Annotated in this window: 19 protein-coding genes and 1 tRNA gene; 10 read left to right on the forward strand and 10 right to left on the reverse strand. The window is 71.6% G+C overall.

The window, feature by feature from the left end; all coding sequences use genetic code 11:
- The first annotated feature begins 7 nt into the window (after nt 1-7).
- On the forward strand, nt 8-577 hold the full coding sequence (locus tag M1P99_RS10400) for an ATP-binding protein (RefSeq protein WP_304452452.1): 570 nt from the start codon (nt 8-10) through the stop codon (nt 575-577).
- 187 nt (nt 578-764) lie between these two features.
- On the opposite strand, the gene M1P99_RS10405 is transcribed toward M1P99_RS10400, so the two are convergent.
- The 3 genes from M1P99_RS10405 to nth all read right to left on the reverse strand — a co-directional run bounded on the left by M1P99_RS10405 (nt 765) and on the right by nth (nt 3,632).
- Nucleotides 765-1,943, reverse strand: coding sequence for a MarP family serine protease (locus M1P99_RS10405; RefSeq protein ID WP_304452453.1), 1,179 nt, complete (start codon nt 1,941-1,943; stop codon nt 765-767).
- Nucleotides 1,944-1,965: 22 nt separating this feature from the next.
- Nucleotides 1,966-2,619 carry a CoA pyrophosphatase gene (locus M1P99_RS10410; protein WP_304452454.1) on the reverse strand — a complete coding sequence of 218 codons (654 nt, stop codon included), beginning with the start codon at nt 2,617-2,619 and terminating at the stop codon, nt 1,966-1,968.
- A gap of 269 nt (nt 2,620-2,888) precedes the next feature.
- Entirely contained in the window at nt 2,889-3,632 is a 744-nt protein-coding gene (gene nth, locus M1P99_RS10415) for an endonuclease III (protein ID WP_304452455.1), read from the reverse strand.
- Between the two features lie 339 nt (nt 3,633-3,971).
- On the opposite strand from nth, the gene M1P99_RS10420 reads away from it, so the two are divergent.
- From M1P99_RS10420 to M1P99_RS10435, 4 genes are all read left to right on the forward strand, one after another.
- A complete protein-coding gene (locus M1P99_RS10420) occupies nt 3,972-4,607 on the forward strand; it encodes a Crp/Fnr family transcriptional regulator (RefSeq protein WP_304437789.1) in 636 nt (211 codons plus the stop codon).
- A gap of 205 nt (nt 4,608-4,812) precedes the next feature.
- On the forward strand, nt 4,813-5,232 hold the full coding sequence (locus M1P99_RS10425) for a hypothetical protein (protein ID WP_304452456.1): 420 nt from the start codon (nt 4,813-4,815) through the stop codon (nt 5,230-5,232).
- A 2-nt stretch (nt 5,233-5,234) separates the two neighbouring features.
- Complete coding sequence (locus tag M1P99_RS10430; RefSeq protein ID WP_304452457.1) at nt 5,235-5,483, forward strand: helix-turn-helix transcriptional regulator; 249 nt, start codon at nt 5,235-5,237, stop codon at nt 5,481-5,483.
- A gap of 11 nt (nt 5,484-5,494) precedes the next feature.
- A complete protein-coding gene (locus M1P99_RS10435; RefSeq protein WP_304452458.1) occupies nt 5,495-6,466 on the forward strand; it encodes an NAD(P)-dependent alcohol dehydrogenase in 972 nt (323 codons plus the stop codon).
- Nucleotides 6,467-6,544: 78 nt separating this feature from the next.
- On the opposite strand, the gene M1P99_RS10440 is transcribed toward M1P99_RS10435, so the two are convergent.
- The 4 genes from M1P99_RS10440 to M1P99_RS10455 form a co-directional block, all read right to left on the reverse strand.
- Nucleotides 6,545-7,351, reverse strand: a complete 807-nt coding sequence (locus tag M1P99_RS10440; protein WP_304452459.1) for an MBL fold metallo-hydrolase — start codon at nt 7,349-7,351, stop codon at nt 6,545-6,547.
- Between the two features lie 94 nt (nt 7,352-7,445).
- Nucleotides 7,446-8,276, reverse strand: a complete 831-nt coding sequence (locus M1P99_RS10445; RefSeq protein WP_304452460.1) for an NUDIX hydrolase — start codon at nt 8,274-8,276, stop codon at nt 7,446-7,448.
- 264 nt (nt 8,277-8,540) lie between these two features.
- A complete protein-coding gene (locus M1P99_RS10450) occupies nt 8,541-9,002 on the reverse strand; it encodes a RidA family protein (protein ID WP_304452461.1) in 462 nt (153 codons plus the stop codon).
- On the reverse strand, nt 9,002-9,175 hold the full coding sequence (locus M1P99_RS10455; protein WP_073381827.1) for a DUF4177 domain-containing protein: 174 nt from the start codon (nt 9,173-9,175) through the stop codon (nt 9,002-9,004). The genes M1P99_RS10450 and M1P99_RS10455 overlap by 1 nt, the downstream gene beginning before the upstream one ends.
- Before the next feature lie 215 nt (nt 9,176-9,390).
- Between M1P99_RS10455 and M1P99_RS10460 the strand changes: the two genes are divergently transcribed.
- Nucleotides 9,391-10,437, forward strand: coding sequence for an ArsA-related P-loop ATPase (locus M1P99_RS10460; RefSeq protein WP_304452462.1), 1,047 nt, complete (start codon nt 9,391-9,393; stop codon nt 10,435-10,437).
- Entirely contained in the window at nt 10,434-11,621 is a 1,188-nt protein-coding gene (locus M1P99_RS10465; protein WP_304452463.1) for an ArsA family ATPase, read from the forward strand. The genes M1P99_RS10460 and M1P99_RS10465 overlap by 4 nt, the downstream gene beginning before the upstream one ends.
- A gap of 118 nt (nt 11,622-11,739) precedes the next feature.
- Here M1P99_RS10465 and M1P99_RS10470 read toward each other — a convergent pair whose 3' ends face one another.
- Nucleotides 11,740-12,057, reverse strand: coding sequence for a WhiB family transcriptional regulator (locus M1P99_RS10470; RefSeq protein WP_304452464.1), 318 nt, complete (start codon nt 12,055-12,057; stop codon nt 11,740-11,742).
- Nucleotides 12,058-12,503: 446 nt separating this feature from the next.
- Between M1P99_RS10470 and M1P99_RS10475 the strand changes: the two genes are divergently transcribed.
- Nucleotides 12,504-14,888, forward strand: coding sequence for a penicillin-binding protein (locus tag M1P99_RS10475; protein WP_304452465.1), 2,385 nt, complete (start codon nt 12,504-12,506; stop codon nt 14,886-14,888).
- Between the two features lie 255 nt (nt 14,889-15,143).
- On the opposite strand, the gene M1P99_RS10480 is transcribed toward M1P99_RS10475, so the two are convergent.
- Nucleotides 15,144-15,596, reverse strand: coding sequence for a GatB/YqeY domain-containing protein (locus M1P99_RS10480; protein ID WP_304452466.1), 453 nt, complete (start codon nt 15,594-15,596; stop codon nt 15,144-15,146).
- Nucleotides 15,597-15,694: 98 nt separating this feature from the next.
- On the opposite strand from M1P99_RS10480, the gene M1P99_RS10485 reads away from it, so the two are divergent.
- Both M1P99_RS10485 and M1P99_RS10490 read left to right on the forward strand, forming a co-directional pair.
- The gene (locus M1P99_RS10485) at nt 15,695-16,618 is read left to right on the forward strand and encodes a metallophosphoesterase (protein WP_304452467.1); all 924 of its coding nucleotides are present in this window, start codon (nt 15,695-15,697) and stop codon (nt 16,616-16,618) included.
- 71 nt (nt 16,619-16,689) lie between these two features.
- Nucleotides 16,690-16,763 (forward strand) — tRNA-Pro (locus M1P99_RS10490).
- Nucleotides 16,764-16,878: 115 nt separating this feature from the next.
- Here the strand turns inward: M1P99_RS10490 and M1P99_RS10495 are convergent.
- On the reverse strand, nt 16,879-18,078 hold the full coding sequence (locus M1P99_RS10495; protein ID WP_304452468.1) for a site-specific integrase: 1,200 nt from the start codon (nt 18,076-18,078) through the stop codon (nt 16,879-16,881).
- Between the last annotated feature and the right edge of the window lie 27 nt (nt 18,079-18,105).

An 18,105-nucleotide genomic window follows, 5' to 3' on the forward strand; every position in this document is an offset into this window, starting at 1 on the left:
GCGAGCGATGGCAACCATCACGCTCACCATCAGCGCGCTTCCGGCCCACGTGCGCACCGCGCGGCTCATGGCCGCGACGGTCGCACGCCGGGCCGGCATCGCCGCCTCGGCGATCGACGAGATCAGACTGGCGGTCGGTGAGGCCTGCTCACGGGCGGTGGCGGCCCACAAGCTCCACTGCCCCGCACAGCCGATCCAGCTCCAGCTGATCGATGGCAGCGCCTCCGGTTCGGCCGCGGATCAGGACACGGCGGGGGGTCGACCCGACGCCCCGGGCCGTCCCCTGCGCGCCAACGGGAGCGCCACACAGCGCTTCGAGGTCGTCGTGTCCGACCGTGCCCCGGCCAAGGACACGGAGGAGTCCGCCGACCACAGCGAGCCCATCCTCGACGGACTCTTCCTGGACGGCGAGGACACACCTCCCGGCGGGATCTCCGGGTTCTCCCCGGGCCTCGGCCTGGCGGTCATCACCGGGCTCGCCGACGAGGTCAGGATCGAACCGACCGACCAGGGCACGGTCGTGCGCATGAGCTGGCCGCTCGCGGCCAAACACGCGCAGGACCCCAGCTCCAACTAGACCGGGTCGACCACGGGCGCCTTCCCTCGCGGGCGGGCGCCCGTTCCGCTTGGCCGGTCCCGGCCCCCGTCCGCCACGGGTCGGCCGCCGGACCTGACCCGTCCCGGCAGCGCTCCGCTTCCCGCCGCAGGGCGGGAAGCGGGCCGCACGGCCCCTGGAGCCGCCTGAGGCCGCCGCTCGGCTCCGGTCACTCGCAGACCTGGGCGGAGACCTCATCCGTGGCCGCCAGTCCGGCCTGCGCGTTCTCAGCGATCTCGTCGGCGGTCAGGACGTAGCCCGTCTCGTCCTCGTTCGTGGCGGCCGCGAAGACCACGCCGTAGACCGATCCGTCCGGGGACAGCAGCGGACCGCCGGAGTTGCCCGGGCGGACCACCGCGCGCACCTGGTAGATCTCCCGGCTCACCTGCTGCGAGTGGTAGAAGTCCGGCCCCTGCGCCGTCTGCTTGGCCCGGACCCTGGCCGGTACGGCCGTGAAGCCGCTGTTGCGCGGGAAGCCCGCCACGACGGCGTCGTCGCCCTGCACGGCCTCGTGGTCGAACTCCAGCGGATCCAGGTCCAGGCCGGGCACGTCCAGCACCGCCAGGTCCTGCTGGGGGTCGAACAGCACCAGGGTCGCCTCGAGCTGGTAGCCGTCCCGCGTCACCACCCGCAGGTCGTCGGTGACACCCGCGACCACGTGCGCGTTGGTCATGATCCGGTCCTCGCCGTAGACGAAGCCGGTCCCCTCCACCCGCTGCTGGCACTCCGGGGCGGTCCCGAGCACCTTCACCACGCTGCGGCTGGAGTCGATCAGTTCCTGCGTGGTGAGCACGTCCGGGTCCGGCGGTTCCACCTCGGCCAGCTCGCCCGTACCGAGCCCGCTGAACACCTGCGGGAAGGAGCTCTGGTCCACGATCCGGCGGAAGGTCGAGAACCCGTTGTGCGCGGCCTCCGGCATCAGCGAGTCCACCGACTGCAGGATCCGCGAGTCCCTCACCTGCGTGGCCACGTACGGCAGCGCCGAGTTGGCCACCGTGCTGCCGATGAACCACGCCACCAGCAGGACCGACAGCCCGCTGACGATCGCGCCGCCCACCGCGTCGATCACCCGGGCGGAGTCCCACGTGACCTGGTTGCGCACCATGGTGCCCAGGTAGGAGGCGAGGAACTGGCCCAGGGCGGCGGACAGGAAGACCACGGCGATGGCCAGCAGCGCCTGGCGGCCCGTGTCCCCCACCCAGTCACGGATGAGGTCGGGCGCGGTGAGCGCGGCGAGGACGCCACCGCCGATGAACCCCCCGAAACTGAAGACACCGACGATGAACCCCTGGCGGTAGCCGGTAATGGCGAACAGCAGGAGCAGGACGAACAGGACGACGTCGAGCACATTGCCCTCCAGGATGTGAGCGCTACCCGACCGGCCTGAGGCCTTGCGGAGTTGCTTCGAACACGTCAGTGAGACCCTCGCGGTGCCAGGGAAGTTCCCAGCCTCCCAGGACGAGGAGCCGGTCGACGACCGTGCCGGTGAACCCCCACACGAGCATCCCGTTCACGCGAAAGCCCGGGCCCCATCCCAGGCCGTTCCCGTAGCGGACCATGACGCGGTTCCCGGGCTCCGCCAGGTCCGCGATCGGCACGCGCGCCACCGCGGCGACCTCGACGGTGTCGGTGGGCCGCACCTCGCAGGGGTCGCGCCACCAGCCGAGGACCGGGGCCACACGGAAGTCGCTGAAGCGCAGGTAGAGCTCCGGCATGCGGCCCACCACGTCGACGCCGTCGCGGATCAGGCCCGTCTCCTCCTCGGCCTCCCGCAGCGCCGCCGCCTCGGGGGAGGGGTCGGTCGGCTCGATCCGGCCACCGGGGAAGGCCGGCTGGCCCGAGTGCCGCCGCAGCCCGTCGTTGCGCTGGATCAACAGCAGGTCGGGACCCTGGGGCCCCTCCCCGAAGAGGATGAGCACCGCGGACCGCCGTCCGCCCTCGCCCGGCGGGCGCATGGGCTCGGGCACGGTCATGGTGGTGGCGGCGTCCGTGAGCGAGGCCAGCCAGAGCGGGGTCGGATTCATACGCAGAGCCTGTTCCGGGGGTTGTCGCGCCGTCGGTGGTCGGATCGTGGGACGGAGAACGCCGGGAGGACACGCGTGTCCCCGTCGCCGTGCGCGGGCCACGGGACCCGCGCGTGCTCGGACCCTCCCCACGGTGGGCGGCGCCGGGAGGCCGGTCGGACCACCGCCGGGGAGGGCGGCCGCGGGCCGGTGTGCGCGCACTCACGTTCATCAGAGTACAAACCACCGCCGCCCTCCCCGGTCGCCGACGGGTTCCGCGCCCCCTCCCATCAGGCGAAGGAGCGCATCCTGAGCAGCTTGGCCGCGGTCGCCTCGTCGGTCGGCCCCTCCCCGAAGGACGGGCACCAGCGGGCCAGGCCGCAGGCGCCGCACGCGGGCCGACGGGCGTGGCAGACGCGCCGTCCGTGCCAGACCACGCGGTGGGAGAGCATGGTCCAGTCCTTGGCCGGGAAGAGCGCGCCGATCGCGTGCTCGACCTTGACGGGGTCCTGTTCGTCGGTCCACCCGAACCGGCGGACGAGGCGGCCGAAGTGGGTGTCGACCGTGATACCAGGCACACCGAAGGCGTTACCGAGCAGTACGTTTGCGGTCTTTCGTCCTACACCAGGTAGTTTGACCAGGTCGGCGAGGTTCCCCGGAACCTCGCCACCGTGCCGTTCGCACAAGGCCTGGCCCAACCCGATGAGGCTGTTGGCCTTGGCCCGGAAGAACCCGGTCGACCGGATCATCTCCTCCAGTTCCTCGCGCCCGGCGGAGGCGTAGGCCTCCGCGTCGGGGTAGCGCGCGAAGAGGGCGGGGGTGACGAGGTTGACCCTCTTGTCGGTGCACTGGGCCGACAGGATCGTCGCGACCAGCAGTTCGAGCGGGGTCGTGAAGTTCAGTTCGCAGTGCGCGTCGGGGTACAGATCGACGAGTGCGCGGTACATCTTGCGGGCACGCCGGACCAGCGCGAGTCGGCTCTCGCCCGGCGGAGTGGACGACCGCACGGGCGCGTCAGGTGTGTCACGGGGCATCGTCACAGGGTAGGCGCCACGGCGGGAGGGGCTCCCTCCCACGGGACCCGGCGGACGGCCTCCGTGGGCCACCGGGATTTCCCCCAGGTGACCGAGATTATGTAACCAATGTCCGGTGACACGGCGCGGATCGCCCTGATAGATAGCGACCACGACTAAGATCGCATGGGCTGACGTCGGCGGTTGTGGGCACGTTGTCTCCCGGCGGGCAAGCCGAGGTAACGACCTGGTGTCACACCCGGGTGCGATATACGTCACACTGTTGATGGTCAGGTTTGAGGAGGACGTGTGGTGGACGAAGTCAACGAGGTGCTGCGGAAGGCCCCTCTGTTCGAGGCATTGGACGAGGAGGACACGGCCGGGCTGCGCGCCTCGGTGAGCGAGGTCCGTCTCGGCCGGGGTCAGACCCTGTTCAGCGAGGGTGACGAGGGCGACCGCCTGTACGTCATCCTCAGCGGGAAGGTGAAGCTGACCCGCACGGCCGTGGACGGCCGCGAGAACCTCCTGGGCGTACTCGGCCCCAGCGAGATGTTCGGTGAGCTTTCCCTGTTCGACCCGCGCCCGCGTACCGCGAGCGCCGTGGCCGTCACCGACTCGGTGCTGGCGGGACTGGGGCACGACGACCTGCGCCCGTTCCTGTCCAGCCGCCCGCACGTGTCGCTCCAGCTGCTGAAGTCGCTGGCCGCGCGTCTGCGCCGGACCAACGACGTGATGGCCGACCTGGTCTTCACCGACGTGCCCGGCCGCGTGGCCAAGGCCCTGCTGGAGCTCGCCGACAAGTTCGGCAAGGAGGGCGAGGACGGACTGCACGTCCACCACGACCTCACCCAGGAGGAGCTCGCCCAGCTGGTCGGCGCCTCGCGCGAGACGGTGAACAAGGCGCTCGCCGAGTTCGCCCTGCGCGGCTGGCTGCGGATCGAGGCCAAGGCGGTCGTCCTGCTGGACGTCGAGCGGATGCGCCGCCGCGCCCGCTAGGACACCGCGCCGCTCCGACCGGAGCGATGACGCTGTGCGGCCGCCCACCCGCGAGGGTGGGCGGCCGCAGCGCTGTCCGCGGCCGGTCCCCCTCGTCCGCCGCAGCCTCTCCCTGCCCGAGGATGTTAAGAATCATTGACATGGTGTCCGTGATGCTTTACGTTCGAGGATGTCAAGGATGTTTGACATCATGGAAGGAGCGGACATGTCGTTCGAGGAGAGGCGCATCTGGATCTACCTCGCGGTAGCGGTCCTGGTGCCCGCCGCCTACCTGGTGGTGGTCCTCGCCCGGACGGGAGGAACGAACGTCGCGGACCTGGCCTACCAGCCTCTGCTGCTGACGGCCGTCGGGGTGTCGATCGCCGCGACGATCGTCCTCAACATGGTCTCCGCCGCGCTGTGGCCCAAGGGCGCCTACCAGAAGGACCCGCGGGACAAGGAGATCGACCGCCGCGGCGAGTACGTCGGCTTCATCGCCATGTCCAGCCTCACGGTCGTCCCGTTCGGCCTCGCCCTGCTGGAGTGGCCGCACTTCTGGATCGCCAACACGATCTACCTGGCCTACGTCGCGGCCGCGGTCGCGTCCTCGACCGTCAAGCTCGTCGCCTACCGCAGGGGTTTCTGACCGTGGCCAGGAAGACGAGAGTCACCAACAGCATCCGGGCGCTGCGCTTCGCGCGCGACGAGATGACCCAGGCGGAGCTGGCCGACCGCGTCGGCGTGACCCGGCAGACCGTCATCGCCATCGAGAAGGGGCGCTACTCGCCCACGCTGGAGATGGCCTTCCAGATCTCCCGGGCGCTCGGCGCGCCGTTGGAGGAGGTCTTCCAGTACCCCGACGACCCCGGGCCGACCGGGGTCGCGGGCGACGCCTGAGGAGGCGCACCATGAAAGCGATGACCTGCCCACGCTACGGGCCGCCCGACGTACTCGAACCGCGGGAACTCCCCACGCCGGAACCGGGGCCGGACGACGTCCTGGTCCGGGTCCGCGCGACGACGGTCACCGCGGCCGACTGCGCGTTCCGGTCGGGGCGCCCGTACGTCGCCCGACTGTACTCGGGGCCGACCCGCCCGCGGTTCCCCGTCCTGGGCGGGGCCTTCGCCGGCGACGTGGCGGCGGTGGGCGCGAACGTACGGCGGTTCTCCGCGGGCGACCGCGTCCTCGGCCTCAGCCCGAACGACTTCGGCGCGCACGCCGAGTTCCTGCGCCTGCCGCAGGACCGGCCGATGGCGCCGATCACCAGCGACATGGCCTACGAGGAGGCCGCGAGCGTCGTCGAGGCGACGACCGCACTGACCTTCCTCCGGGACGTGGGTCCCGTACGGCCCGGCCAGAAGGTCCTGGTCAACGGTGCCACAGGGTCGGTGGGCAGCTACGGCGTACAGCTCGCCAAGCACTACGGGGCCGAGGTCACGGCGGTGTGCGGGCCCGCCAACGCCGAGCTGGCGCGGTCCCTGGGCGCCGACCGGACCATCGACCGCACGCGAGTGGACCCCACCCTCCCGGGGACACCGGAGCACCGCCTCTACGACGTCTTCTTCGACGCGGCGGGCAAGAGCTCCTTCGGCCGCGCGCGCCGGGCCCTCACTCCGACCGGCACGTACCTGACCACCGCCCCCGACCCCTCCGCGATCGTCCACAGCCTGTGGACCGCCAGAGGGCGCGGCCGCACCTGCCGGTTCGCGGCCACCGGCCTGCGGCAGGGCCCCGACAACCTCGCCCACCTGGACGCGCTGGCCGGCTCCGGTGCGATCAGGGCCGTCATCGACGGCGTGTACCCGCTGGAGGACCTCGTCGACGCCCACCGGCGCGCCGAGAGCGGCCGCAAGGCCGGGACCGTGGTCGTCACCTGCTGAGGAGTGGCGGGCCGCCCCGGCCGCGCGCCGGTCCGGCCGGGTCGAAGGGCGGTCCGGCCGGGGACGCGCCGATCGGTGTCAGGCGTCGACGCCCTCGGGGAGTTCGCCGCGGTCGGCCAGATAGCGCAGCTGGGCGCGCACGGACGAACTCGCGGCGGACCGGATCTGCTCCGTGATGTCCGGGTAGACCCGGTCGATGATCTCCTCGACCTCGGTCGCGCCGGCACCCACGGCGTCGCGGACCTGGTCCAGGCGCGACTCGCGGTGGTCGATGTAGGAGTTCAGCACCGCCGTCGGCGACGTCAGGATGGGACCGTGGCCGGGCAGCAGCGTACGGACCTGGTACTCGCGCACCAGGTCCCTGAGGCGGTAGAGGGAGTCCATGTAGGGCCTGAGGCCGTCGTCCCCGTCGATGACGGGAGTGCCGTGGCCCAGGACGGTGTCACCCGTCAGGAGGGCGTTGTCGGACTCCAGCAGCAGGCACACGGAGTCGTCCGTGTGGCCCGGGGTCCCGACCACCCGGATCCCCAGACCGTCCACCGAGAGCAGCTCGCCGTCGGTCAGGCCGGCGCCGGCGAAGCGGACGGCGGGGTCGACGGCGTGGACGGGCGCCCCGGTCAGCTCCGCGAAGTACCGGGAGCCCTCCGAATGGTCGGGGTGCCGGTGCGTCACGAGGGTCATCAGCACCTGCGCGCCCTGCTCCTGCACCGTGCGCGCCACCCGTTCGAGGTGGCGTTCGTCGTGGGGGCCGGGGTCGACGACCACGACCCCGCGCGCGCCGGGCTCACGCAGGATCCAGGTGTTGGTCCCCTCCAACGTCATCGGGCCAGGGTTGGGGCACAGCACACAGCTGGCGCGCAGTGTCCCGGAACCGTCGATCCTCATCGCACCTCGCTTCGATCGCCGAGACCGGACTGGTCTGGAGGACATGCTGTGAGACCTCTCCGCCACCCCGCGGCCCGCGCTGGCACGCGGGTCGTCAGGGTCGCGCGTCGGGTGTCGGTACGGGGAACTCAGCCCCGTCGGGGGCAATGACGCGGAGCTGACCGTCGATTTCCCGAACGTCCGGTTCAAAGGGGACGATATCCCGTCGAGCCGTCCGCACACCTTCCAGGGTCCGGCACTTGGCCAGCTCCGCACAGGCCACCACCGTGGGCGGCAGCATCGGCATCCGGCCCCGGCTCCACTCCCCGGCGACGGTCGCGGGGTCGGTCCAGCGGGTGAGGTCGGCTTCGCCGCCGACGTCGCGGTGCCGCTGGCCCGGCGGGAGTTCGGCGGTGAAGAACCAGGTGTCGTAGCGGCGCGGCTGCGCGCTGGGCGTGATCCACCGGGACCAGGCCCTCAGCCACTCCGAGCGCAGGACCAGCCCGCGCCTGGACAGGACCTCGGTGAAGGAGTGGGTGCGGTCGATCAGGCCCAGCCGGTCGCGTTCCCAGTCCTCGGTGGTGGTGTCCAGCGCGGGCGCCTCCGCGGCGGCTCCGGGCGCGCTCGCCAGGAGCACCCCGGTCTCCTCGAAGGTCTCGCGCACCGCCGCGCACACCAGCGCGCGGGCCATGGGGACGTCGGTCCCCAGCGTCTTGGACCACTCCACCGGGCCGGGGCCGGTCCAGGGGAGGTCGCCGTCGGCGTCGCGCCCGTCCACTCCGCCACCGGGGAAGACGTAGGCGCCCGGCGCGAACCCCATGGATCCGACCCTGCGCATGAGCAGGACCTCCAGCCCGTGCTCGACCGGCGTCCCCGTGGCCGCCTCCCGCAGGAGCATCACGGTGGCGGCGGGCCGCGGCGTCACGGGACCTGTCGGCTCGGGCATGGCGAGTCCTCCCTCGGTTCGAACGCGGCACGGGGCGTGCCGGCGGCGGGGAGGCGGCCGAACCCCTCCCAGGGCGGCACGCGGCCCCGCGGGCGCGGTGGCCCGGGTACCCCCACGCCAAGGTGCCCTGGCACCGGCCGGGGAGGACGGATCGCGTCGTCCCCGCACGCGTGGCGTGCTCAGGGCACCTTCGCACACGGCCCGTGCCCGGGTCATCCCCGGCCCGGACTCCGGCGGCCCCGGCCGGTCACCGGCGGACGCCGGTCAGGCGACCTCGACGATCATGTCGACCTCGACCGGGGAGTCGAGCGGCAGTGCCGCCACGCCCACGGCGGCGCGGGCGTGCACACCGGCGTCGCCGAACACCTTGCGCATCAGGTCGCTGGCGCCGTTGATGACGCCCGGGTGCCCGGTGAAGTCGGGAGTGCTGGCCACGAATCCGCCCAGCTTCACCACCCGCACCACAGCGGACAGGTCTCCGACCTCGGCCTTGACGGCGGCGATCCCGTTCAGAGCGCACAGCGCCGCCAGCTCCTGGGCGGCTTCGGGCGTGACCTCCGCGCCGACCTTGCCCGTGGCGGGCAGCTTGCCGTCGACGAACGGCAGCTGACCGGAGACGTACACGTGGTTCCCGCTGCGCACGGTCGGCGTGTAGGACGCCACCGGCGGCACGACGTCGGGCAGGGTCAGGCCCAGCTCGGCGAGGCGCTGCTCGGGGCCGGCCATCAGAGTTCCCGCTTCATGTACGCGACGTACTGCTGGTTGCGGGGGTCGGTGCCCTCGGGCAGCGGAGCCGGGACGACGGAGACCAGCTCCCACCCGTCCGAACCCCAGTTGTCGAGGATCTGCTTGGTGGCGTGCGACAGCAGCGCCACCGTCTGGTACTCCCACTTGCTCATACGTACTCCCCCATCGGTAACCGGCGGCCGGGCCGGACCCGGTACCGCACGTCAACGCCGCCACCTTACTGACCCGCGCGCACCCCCGTGTGCGTGCCGTCCCCCACGCGGTACGGGTGCGGGGCCGGCCGGGGACGGCGCGCGGGCGGGAGGGGCGGAACACCGAGGGGGACCGTGCACGGCCCGGCCGCGCGTGCGCGCATAGACTCCGTGAGGTGAGCGAGCGTGAGCACCCACCACCGCGACCAGGGCAGGCGTGCGCCGGTGCCCGCCTGCACATCGTCACCGGGAAGGGCGGAACCGGTAAGACGACGGTCGCCACCGCCCTGGCCACGGCCCTCGCCGCCGACGGCGCCCGGGTGCTCCTGGTGGAGGTCGAGGGACGCCAGGGCATCGCCACACTGCTCGACGAGGCCCCGCTGCCCTATGAGGAGCGCGAGATGGTCTCCGTGCCCGGCGGCGGCCGGGTCTTCGTCCTGGCGGCGGACGCCGAGGCCGCGCTCCTGGAGTACCTGGAGCTGTTCTACGGCATGCGCCGGGCCGGGCAGGCGCTGAACCGGTTGGGCGCGGTCGACTTCGCGACCACGATCGCCCCCGGGCTGCGCGACGTCCTGCTCACCGGCAAGGCGACCGAGGCGGTCCGACGCCGCCGCGGCGCGCGCGGGCGGCCCTCGGGAGCCCCCTCCACGGGCCCGTTCCACTACGACGCCGTGGTGATGGACGCCCCGCCCACCGGCCGGATCGCCCAGTTCCTCAACGTCAACTCCGAGGTGGCGGGGCTGGCCAGGGTCGGGCCCATCCGCAACCACGCGGACAAGGTCATGGAGGTCATCCGCTCCGCGCAGACCCGGGTGCACTTCGTGACCCTGCTGGAGGAGATGCCCGCGCAGGAGTGCCGGGACGGGGTGGCGGAGATGGCGGCGCTGGGGATCGAGGTCGGCATGGTCGTGGTGAACATGGTGCGTGCGCCGCTGCTGGGCGAGGCGGACCTGGCCGCGGCCGTGGACGGCGGCCCCGACGTCGAGGACCTCGCCGCGGGACTCAAGGCGGCGGGGTTGGCGGACGCCGGCCCGCTGGCCGAGGACCTGGCCGGGGAGGTGCGCGCGCACGCGCTCCGGGTCGCGCTGGAGCGGCGGGTGCGCGAGCGGCTGTCAGACCTGGGGCACCCGCTGGTGGACCTGCCCCTGGTGGAGGGCGGGGTCGGCCGTGCCGGGCTCGACGGTCTGGCCCGGCGCCTGACCTCGCAGGGGGTGAGCCGATGACCGGCTCATCGGCCGCATCGACCCGCGGTGTGGACCGCGAGGCGCGGGCCCTGGACACCGACGCGCTCCTGGACGATCCCGGGACGCGGATCGTCGTGTGCTGCGGGTCGGGCGGCGTCGGCAAGACGACCACGGCGGCGGCCCTCGGTCTGCGCGCCGCGGAGCGCGGGCGCCGGACCGTCGTGATCACCGTCGACCCCGCCCGGCGGCTGGCCCAGTCCATGGGGCTGGAGTCGCTGGACGACACACCGCGTCCGGTGCCGCTGCCGGAGGGGGCGCGGGGCAGCATGCACGCGATGATGCTGGACATGAAGCGGACCTTCGACGAGGTCGTCAGGGAGCACGCCGACCCCGAGCGCGCCCGGCAGATCCTGGCCAACCCCTTCTACCAGACCCTCTCCACGAGCTTCTCCGGCACGCAGGAGTACATGGCCATGGAGAAGCTGGGGCAGCTGCGCCAGTCCGGCGAGTGGGACCTGATCGTCGTGGACACCCCGCCCAGCCGGTCGGCACTGGACTTCCTGGACGCCCCCAAGCGGCTGGGGCGGTTCCTGGACGGGCGGCTCATCCGGTTCCTGAGCGCGCCCGCGAGCACGGGCGCCTTCCGGCTCCTGGGGGCCGGGTTCAACCTCATGACGTCGGCGATCGGCAAGATCGTGGGCGCGCAGTTCCTCGACGACCTGCGCTCCTTCGTCTCCGCGTTCGACACGGTGTTCGGCGGGTTCCAGGAGCGCGCCGAGCGCACGTACCGGCTGCTTCGGGCGCCGGGCACGGCGTTCGTGGTGGTCGCCGTCCCCGACACCGACGCCATGCGCGAGGCCTCCTTCTTCGTCGAGCGCCTGGCCACGGACGCGATGCCGTTGGCGGGCCTGGTCGTCAACCGCGCCCACCCCCTGCCCGGCGGGGCCGCGGTCGACCTGTCCCGGGACACGGCGCTGTCGGCGGCCGACGCGCTCGACAGGGCGGGCGACCGCCCGCTGGCCGCGGCGGCGCTGCGCCTGCACGCCGAACGGGTGCGCACACGCCGACGGGAGGGGCTGCTGCGGGACGGGATGCTGTCCGACCACCCCGGGGTCCGGGTGACCGAGGTGGCCGCTCTGCCCGAGGACGTGCACGACCTGGACGGCCTGCGGCGGATCGGCGCCGCGCTGGCCGACGCGGGTCAGGCAGGCACGACGGGGTGAGCGCGCGGGGCACGCGGGGGTGGTGCGGCCCCGCGGGCGGGGTCGGCGGTGGGGTCGGTGGGGTCGGGGTGCCAGGCGCCATCACCGCGCGGGGGTCGCGGACGCGGCGGCCCGCGGGTCAGGAGGCCGCGGCCGTGTACTCCCGCGCGTAGCGCGCCACGTCGCCGTCGCCGACCCGGCGCGCCTCCTCCAGGAGCGGTTCCCAGTCGGCGACCGCGGGGTGCTTGCGCAGCAGTGAACGGCGCTCCCGCTCGGTCATACCGCCCCAGACCCCGAACTCGACCCTGTTGTCCAGGGCGTCGGCCAGGCACTGGGTGCGCACCGGGCACTCCCGGCAGATGAGTTTGGCGCTGTTCTGCTCCGCGCCCCGCACGAAGAGGGCGTCAGGGTCCAGGCGGCGGCAGAGCGCGCTCTTCGTCCATTGGTGGGTCCACATGTGTCCTTCTCCCAAACGTGTGCACGGGCGGTGCGTGGGGGACTCGTGTGCGTTGAACGGACGGGTGACGCGGTAGGCTCCGCCTGCCGCGTGCGGTGGCTCGTGTGGGGGCTCTCGCCTCCCGCCCGTAGCCTCGAACGTACGGACACCGGCGCCGCGCCAACAGAACCCGAACGGCCCACTTTCCATCTCACTCGATATGGCCCACTCGGGCCATGGGGTGAGTCCTGGTCCCTCTCCGGAGGGGCCAGACGGGTCCTCGCGCAGCCGAACCGCTCCGCGATCGAGCTGCGATAACCATGAAAAGATGTTCGAGGTGCACAGTCCGGGTGCACAGTCCGCGTGGCCGGCGCGGGCGATTCATCGCACTCGCTCTCGGTCCGTTCCACATCGCACCACTTTGCGCGTTCGCGGTCACTTAGTCTGATGGGGTGGGTCAGGGGACATTGCTTCAACGAATCAGCCAACTCGTCGTCGTCGGCGCCATAGCGGGTCTTCTCGTCGCAGCGCTGGCACTTCCCGCGATCGGCGGCCTGGGCATCACCGCGCGTAACGTCGCGAGTGGTTTCCTGGACATGCCCGGAAACCTCGAAACACCGCCTCCCCCTCAACGCTCGACGATCTACGACAGCGAGGGCGGTGTCATCGCCGAGATCTTCGACCAGAACCGAGAGCTCGTCGAGATCGAGGACGTCTCGCCGGTGATGATCGACGCGATCCTCGCCATCGAGGACGCCAGCTTCTACGAGCACGGCGGCCTGGACATCGCGGGGACGCTGCGCGCGGCCGTGCGCACCCTGGGCGGCAACACCCAGGGCGCCTCCTCCATCACACAGCAGTACGTGAAGAACGTGCAGATCGAGGCGGCGACCTCCCAGGAGGAGCTGGACGAGGCCCGCGAGGAAACGATCGCGCGCAAGATCCGCGAGCTGCGGTACGCGATCGCGCTCGAACAGCGCATGGAGAAGGACGAGATCCTCGAGGGCTACCTCAACATCGCCTACTTCAGCGACGGCGCCTACGGCGTGGAGTCGGCGGCCCAGCACTTCTTCCAGGTCCCGGCCAGCGAGCTGGAGCTGCACCAGGCGGCCACCATCGCGGGCCTGGTCCGCTACCCCTACCTCTACAACCCGCGCTTCTTCCCCGAGCAGACCATCGAGCGCCGCAACGTCGTGCTCGACCGCATGGTCTCCACGGGCGCCATCACCGAGGACGAGGCCGCGGAGGCCAAGACCGAGGACATGGACCTGGAACTGGACACCCCGCCCAACGGGTGCGTGCCCAGCGACCAGCCGTTCTTCTGCGACTACGTCGTCCAGGAGATCGAGCAGGACGAGGCCTTCGGTCCCAGCGAGACCGAGCGGGCGCGCTGGCTGCGCACGGCCGGCCTGGAGATCCACACCACGCTCGACCCGCAGACGCAGGAGTCCGGCCAGGCCGCCGTCGACAAGTGGGTGCCGCGCAAGAACGAGTCCCGCAAGGTGGCCGCCGAGGTCATCATCGAGCCGGGCAGCGGCCAGATCCTGGGCATGGTGCAGAGCCGCAACTACGGCCCGGACGAGAGCCAACTCGGCGAGACGTCCATCAACTTCGCCACCGACGCCGACCGGGGCGGCAGCAGCGGGTTCCAGGCGGGATCGACGTTCAAGGCGATCACCCTGGCGACCGCGCTGGACAAGGGCATGCCCTACAGCACGTCGTTCCCCTCCCCCGCCTCGGTGTCGGTGTCCGGGCAGCGATCGTGCAACGGCGGCACCCTGTCGACGTGGACACCGAGCAACGCCGGTGACAGCAACGAGGGCGTGCACAACATGGTGTCGGGCACCAAGGCCTCGTCCAACACCTTCTTCGCCCAGCTCCAGCGCCGGGCGGGGATCTGCGACGTGATGCAGATGGCCGAGCGTCTGGGCCTCAAGAGGGCCGACGGCACCCTGTTCACGGAGAACCCGAACTCGCTGGCCAACAGCAGCTTCACGCTGGGCAGTGAGGAGGTCTCCCCGCTGCGGGTGGCCAACGCCTACGCGACCTTCGCCGCCGGCGGGGTCTACTGCGAGCCGCAGGCCATCACCCGGATCGAGGACCGCCAGGCGGGTACCACGATCGAGATGGAGCCGGAGTGCGAGCGCGTCATCGACGAGGACGTGGCCCACGGCGTCACCTACCTGCTGTCGCAGACGTTCAACGGCGGCACCACCACCGGCCTGGGCATCGGACGACCGGCCTTCGCCAAGACCGGCACCACCGACGGATCGGCGGCGGCCTGGTTCGCCGGCGGCACGCCGACGATGGCCGGCGCCGTGTTCGTCGGCGACCCGCGCGGCCCCCAGCAGCACCCGCTGCGCAACGTCACCATCGGCGACCGCTACTACGGAGTGGTCTACGGGGCGACGATCCCGGGCCCGATCTGGCAGGAGACCATGCGGGGCGCCCACGAGGGGCTCGAGACGGAGAACCTGCCCCCGTCCCCGTCGAAGTTCGGTTCCACGTCGGCGCCGCGCCAGCCCAGGTCCACCGACGAACCGAGCCCGGCCAGTGACCAGGGCGGCGTGCCCGACGTGATCGGCCGGCCCGAGGCGGCCGCGGTGTCGGCGCTGGAGTCGGCGGGCTACACGGTCAACGTCTCCGGGACGCCGATCCGCTCGGCCGAGCCGGAGGGCACGGTGGCCGCGGTCAACCCCGACCCCGGGACCCGCCTGCCGGAGGGAGCCACGGTCAACGTGTTCCTGAGCAGCGGCGGCGGAACCGCGGACGGACCCTCGGACGACTCGGACGAGGAATGGATGCCGGTGGTCCCGGCGACGTCCCTCGGCCGGGAGGACGACACGCAGTAGGACACGACGAAGGGGCGGCGGTGTGAAACCGCCGCCCCTTCGTCGTGTCAGGGGCCCGTGGGGCCGCTGGGCCTCGGGGCCCGGGACCGGTCCTGGGTCCTGGGTCCTGGGTCCGGGGCTGCCGGGGCTGCCGGGGCTGCCGGGGCCGATGGAACCAGCAGTCCGGTGCGGCCGCCGGGTCTCCGTGGCGGACCGCCCGAGCCCGCCGGAGGGCCACGGCGGCCCTCAGACCGGGTGGCCGTCAGGAGACGGTCGTCAGGCCAGGCGCTTCTTGACCTCGGCGGCCACGCGGGAGCCCTCGGCCAGACCGGCGACCTTCGGGTTGAGGACCTTCATGACCTTGCCCATCTCCTTCATGCCGGAGGCACCGGTCTCGGCGACGGCGGCGTCCACGAGCCCGGCCAGCTCCTCGTCGGTGAGCTGCTTGGGCAGGTAGTCGGCGATGATGTCGCTCTCGGCGCGCTCGTTGGCGGCGTCCTCGGTACGCCCGCCCTTCTCGAACGCCTCGGCAGCCTCACGGCGCTTCTTGGTCTCGCGGACCAGCACCTTGGTGACCTCGTCATCGTCGAGGGCACGCTGGGCGGAGCCGGCGGTCTCCTCGTTGGCGATGGCGGCCAGCACCATCCGCAGAGTGCCGGTGCGGACCTTGTCACGCGCCTTCATGGCGGTGGTCAGGTCGGATTTGAGGCGGGCTTTGAGTTCGGACATGGGTCTGATCCTACGGCCGAGCGGTACGGGCCGACCAACCGTTTGTGCACGGCGTCTCCGTGGATCTGAGACGATCAGTCGACAACGAAGGAGGGCGGATGGGCACCGACAACAGACGACTCCTGCGCCGCGTGGGACGCGCGGCAGCGGTGACCGGCGCCGTCGGGGTGGCCGGTCTGGCCTACGCCTCGGTGGTGGAGCGCAACTGGTTCCGGCTGCGCCGCTACGAGCTGCCCCTGCTTCCGCCGGGGAGCCCGCGCCTGCGCGTACTGCACCTGTCCGACGCGCACCTCACACCGGGACGGCGGATGCTCATCGAGTGGATCCGCGGCCTGGAGGCCTACGAGCCGGACCTGGTGGTCAACACGGGCGACTCGCTGGCGCACCCGGACGCGGTGGAGCCGTTCATCGACGCCCTGGGGCCGCTGCTGGACCGGCCGGGCGCGTTCGTGTACGGGTCGAACGACCTGTTCTCGCCGCAGCTGAAGAACCCGGCACGCTACCTGTGGCGGACCAGCAAGAACGACTACAACAAGCGCCGCGTGCCGGACCTGCCCTGGCGCGAACTCGGTGCGGCCATGAGCTCGGCGGGCTGGCTCGACCTGAACAACCGCAAGGGGTCGCTCAAAGCGGGCGTGCTCGACGTCGCCCTGGCGGGCGTGCACGACTCCCACATCAAACTGGACCGGTACGAGGAGATCGCAGGGCCGGCGGACCCGGCGGCTGACCTCCGCCTGGGCGTCCTGCACTCCCCGGAACCGGCCAACCTGGACCGCTTCGCGGCCGACGGGTACCAGCTCCTCCTGGCGGGGCACACCCACGGAGGGCAGTTGTGCCTGCCGTTCTACGGGACGCTGGTGACCAACTGCGGGATCGACCGCCGCCGCGCGTGGGGGCTGCACGAGTACGACGACGCCTGGCTGCACGTGTCCGGCGGTCTGGGCACGTCGCCGTACGCCCCTGTGCGCTTCTGCTGCCGCCCGGAGGCGTCCCTGCTCGACCTCGTCCCGGCAGTGAGCTGATCCCCTCGGGTCCGCCCCGAAATCAGGTGCGCGAGCACTCCACACGTCCGCTAGACTTGGGGACGTTGCTTCGGGGTGTAGCGCAGCTTGGCAGCGCGCTTCGTTCGGGACGAAGAGGTCGTGGGTTCAAATCCCGCCACCCCGACAAAGGAACGGGTGTCCACGCAGGTGGGCACCCGTTCTTCGTTTTCTGGGCATGGAGCCCGCAGGGCCGCAGTGCACATTCATTGCACATGGTCGGGGTCGAGGACCGTCGTCGGTCAGGCGGCGAGCACGCGCAGCCGAGCGGCGTCCATGGCTTCGGCTACCTCGTCCAGGCGGTCTGGGAACAGGTGCCCGTATCGGTCCAGGGTCATGGTGGCGGTGGCGTGTCCGAGCATCGCTTGCACCACCTTGACGTCAGCGCCGGCCGCGATGGCGAGTGACGCGGCGGTGTGCCGGAGCTTGTGGGGCGTCAGGCCCATCCCGTCGAGCCCAGCGGCCTTGAGCGCTTTGCCGAACTCTCGGTTGCGCCAGTTGCGAAGACGCACCTCGGTCCCCCGCTTGGTGGTGAACACGAGCGCCGAGTCCGGCCGCCCCTCCACGAGCGGAAGCAGCTCGGCCACGAGGGACCTGGGAATGGGCACGGTTCGACTCTTGCCCGTCTTGGGCGACTGTTCGACAAGCTTGCCCTCGACTTCGGCGAAGGCCGTCACGACCCGGATGCGCCGTGTCTCCAGATCCACCCTGCCGACTCGCAGAGCGGCGGCTTCGTTGAAGCGCAGGCCCGTGTAGGCGAGGAGGAGGATGAGGGGCCGGTTGATGTTCGCGGCGGCGGCGATCTGGCCGTACTTCGTTCGCAGAGATCCGGCCGTGTCCGCCAGCGCCTCCACCTGGAGGTGATCGAGGTAGACGTGTTCGGCCTCACTCGGCTTCGGAAGCGGGACCCCGCGAGCAGGGTTGGCGGGGAGGCGACGCGGCACACACCATTCCAGGACCATGGAGAGAACGCCGTAGGCGTGCCTGGTCTGCGAGGCGCCCAGGTTGGCTCCGCCCTCGTCCCGCGGCTTCTGGAGTTCGGCCACCCACACGGCGACGTCTTCGGAGGACACCGCCGAGATTGGAAGCTCTCCCCAGCGTGGCAACACGTGCGCGTCCAAGAGGCCCCGGTACTTCCACCAGGTCGAACGCTTGATGTCCGTGCGCGTGCTGAGCCACTTCTCAGCCATCTCGGCCACGGTGACCTTGGCGTCGTGGGGGTTGCGGTAGGAGCCTTCGTGCAGGCTGTTCTCGATCTCGGTCTGCTTCTTCTCCGCGTCCGGCTTCTTCTTGAACGTGCCCCCGCTCTTGATCCGCCCGGAGGGATCGTAATAGCGGACCATCCAGCGCGCGGGAGGCGTGCGCTTGGTCGCCTTGGCCTTCTTCACCGCCTCCAAGTACGCCTTGTCCTTGGTGCGGTCGTAGACCCACGCGCGAGCCATGGGGAGTGTTCCTCTCGTTGGTTGGAG

The organism is Nocardiopsis sp. YSL2 (genome assembly GCF_030555055.1).
In the GTDB taxonomy this organism is placed as follows: Bacteria; Actinomycetota; Actinomycetes; order Streptosporangiales; family Streptosporangiaceae; genus Nocardiopsis.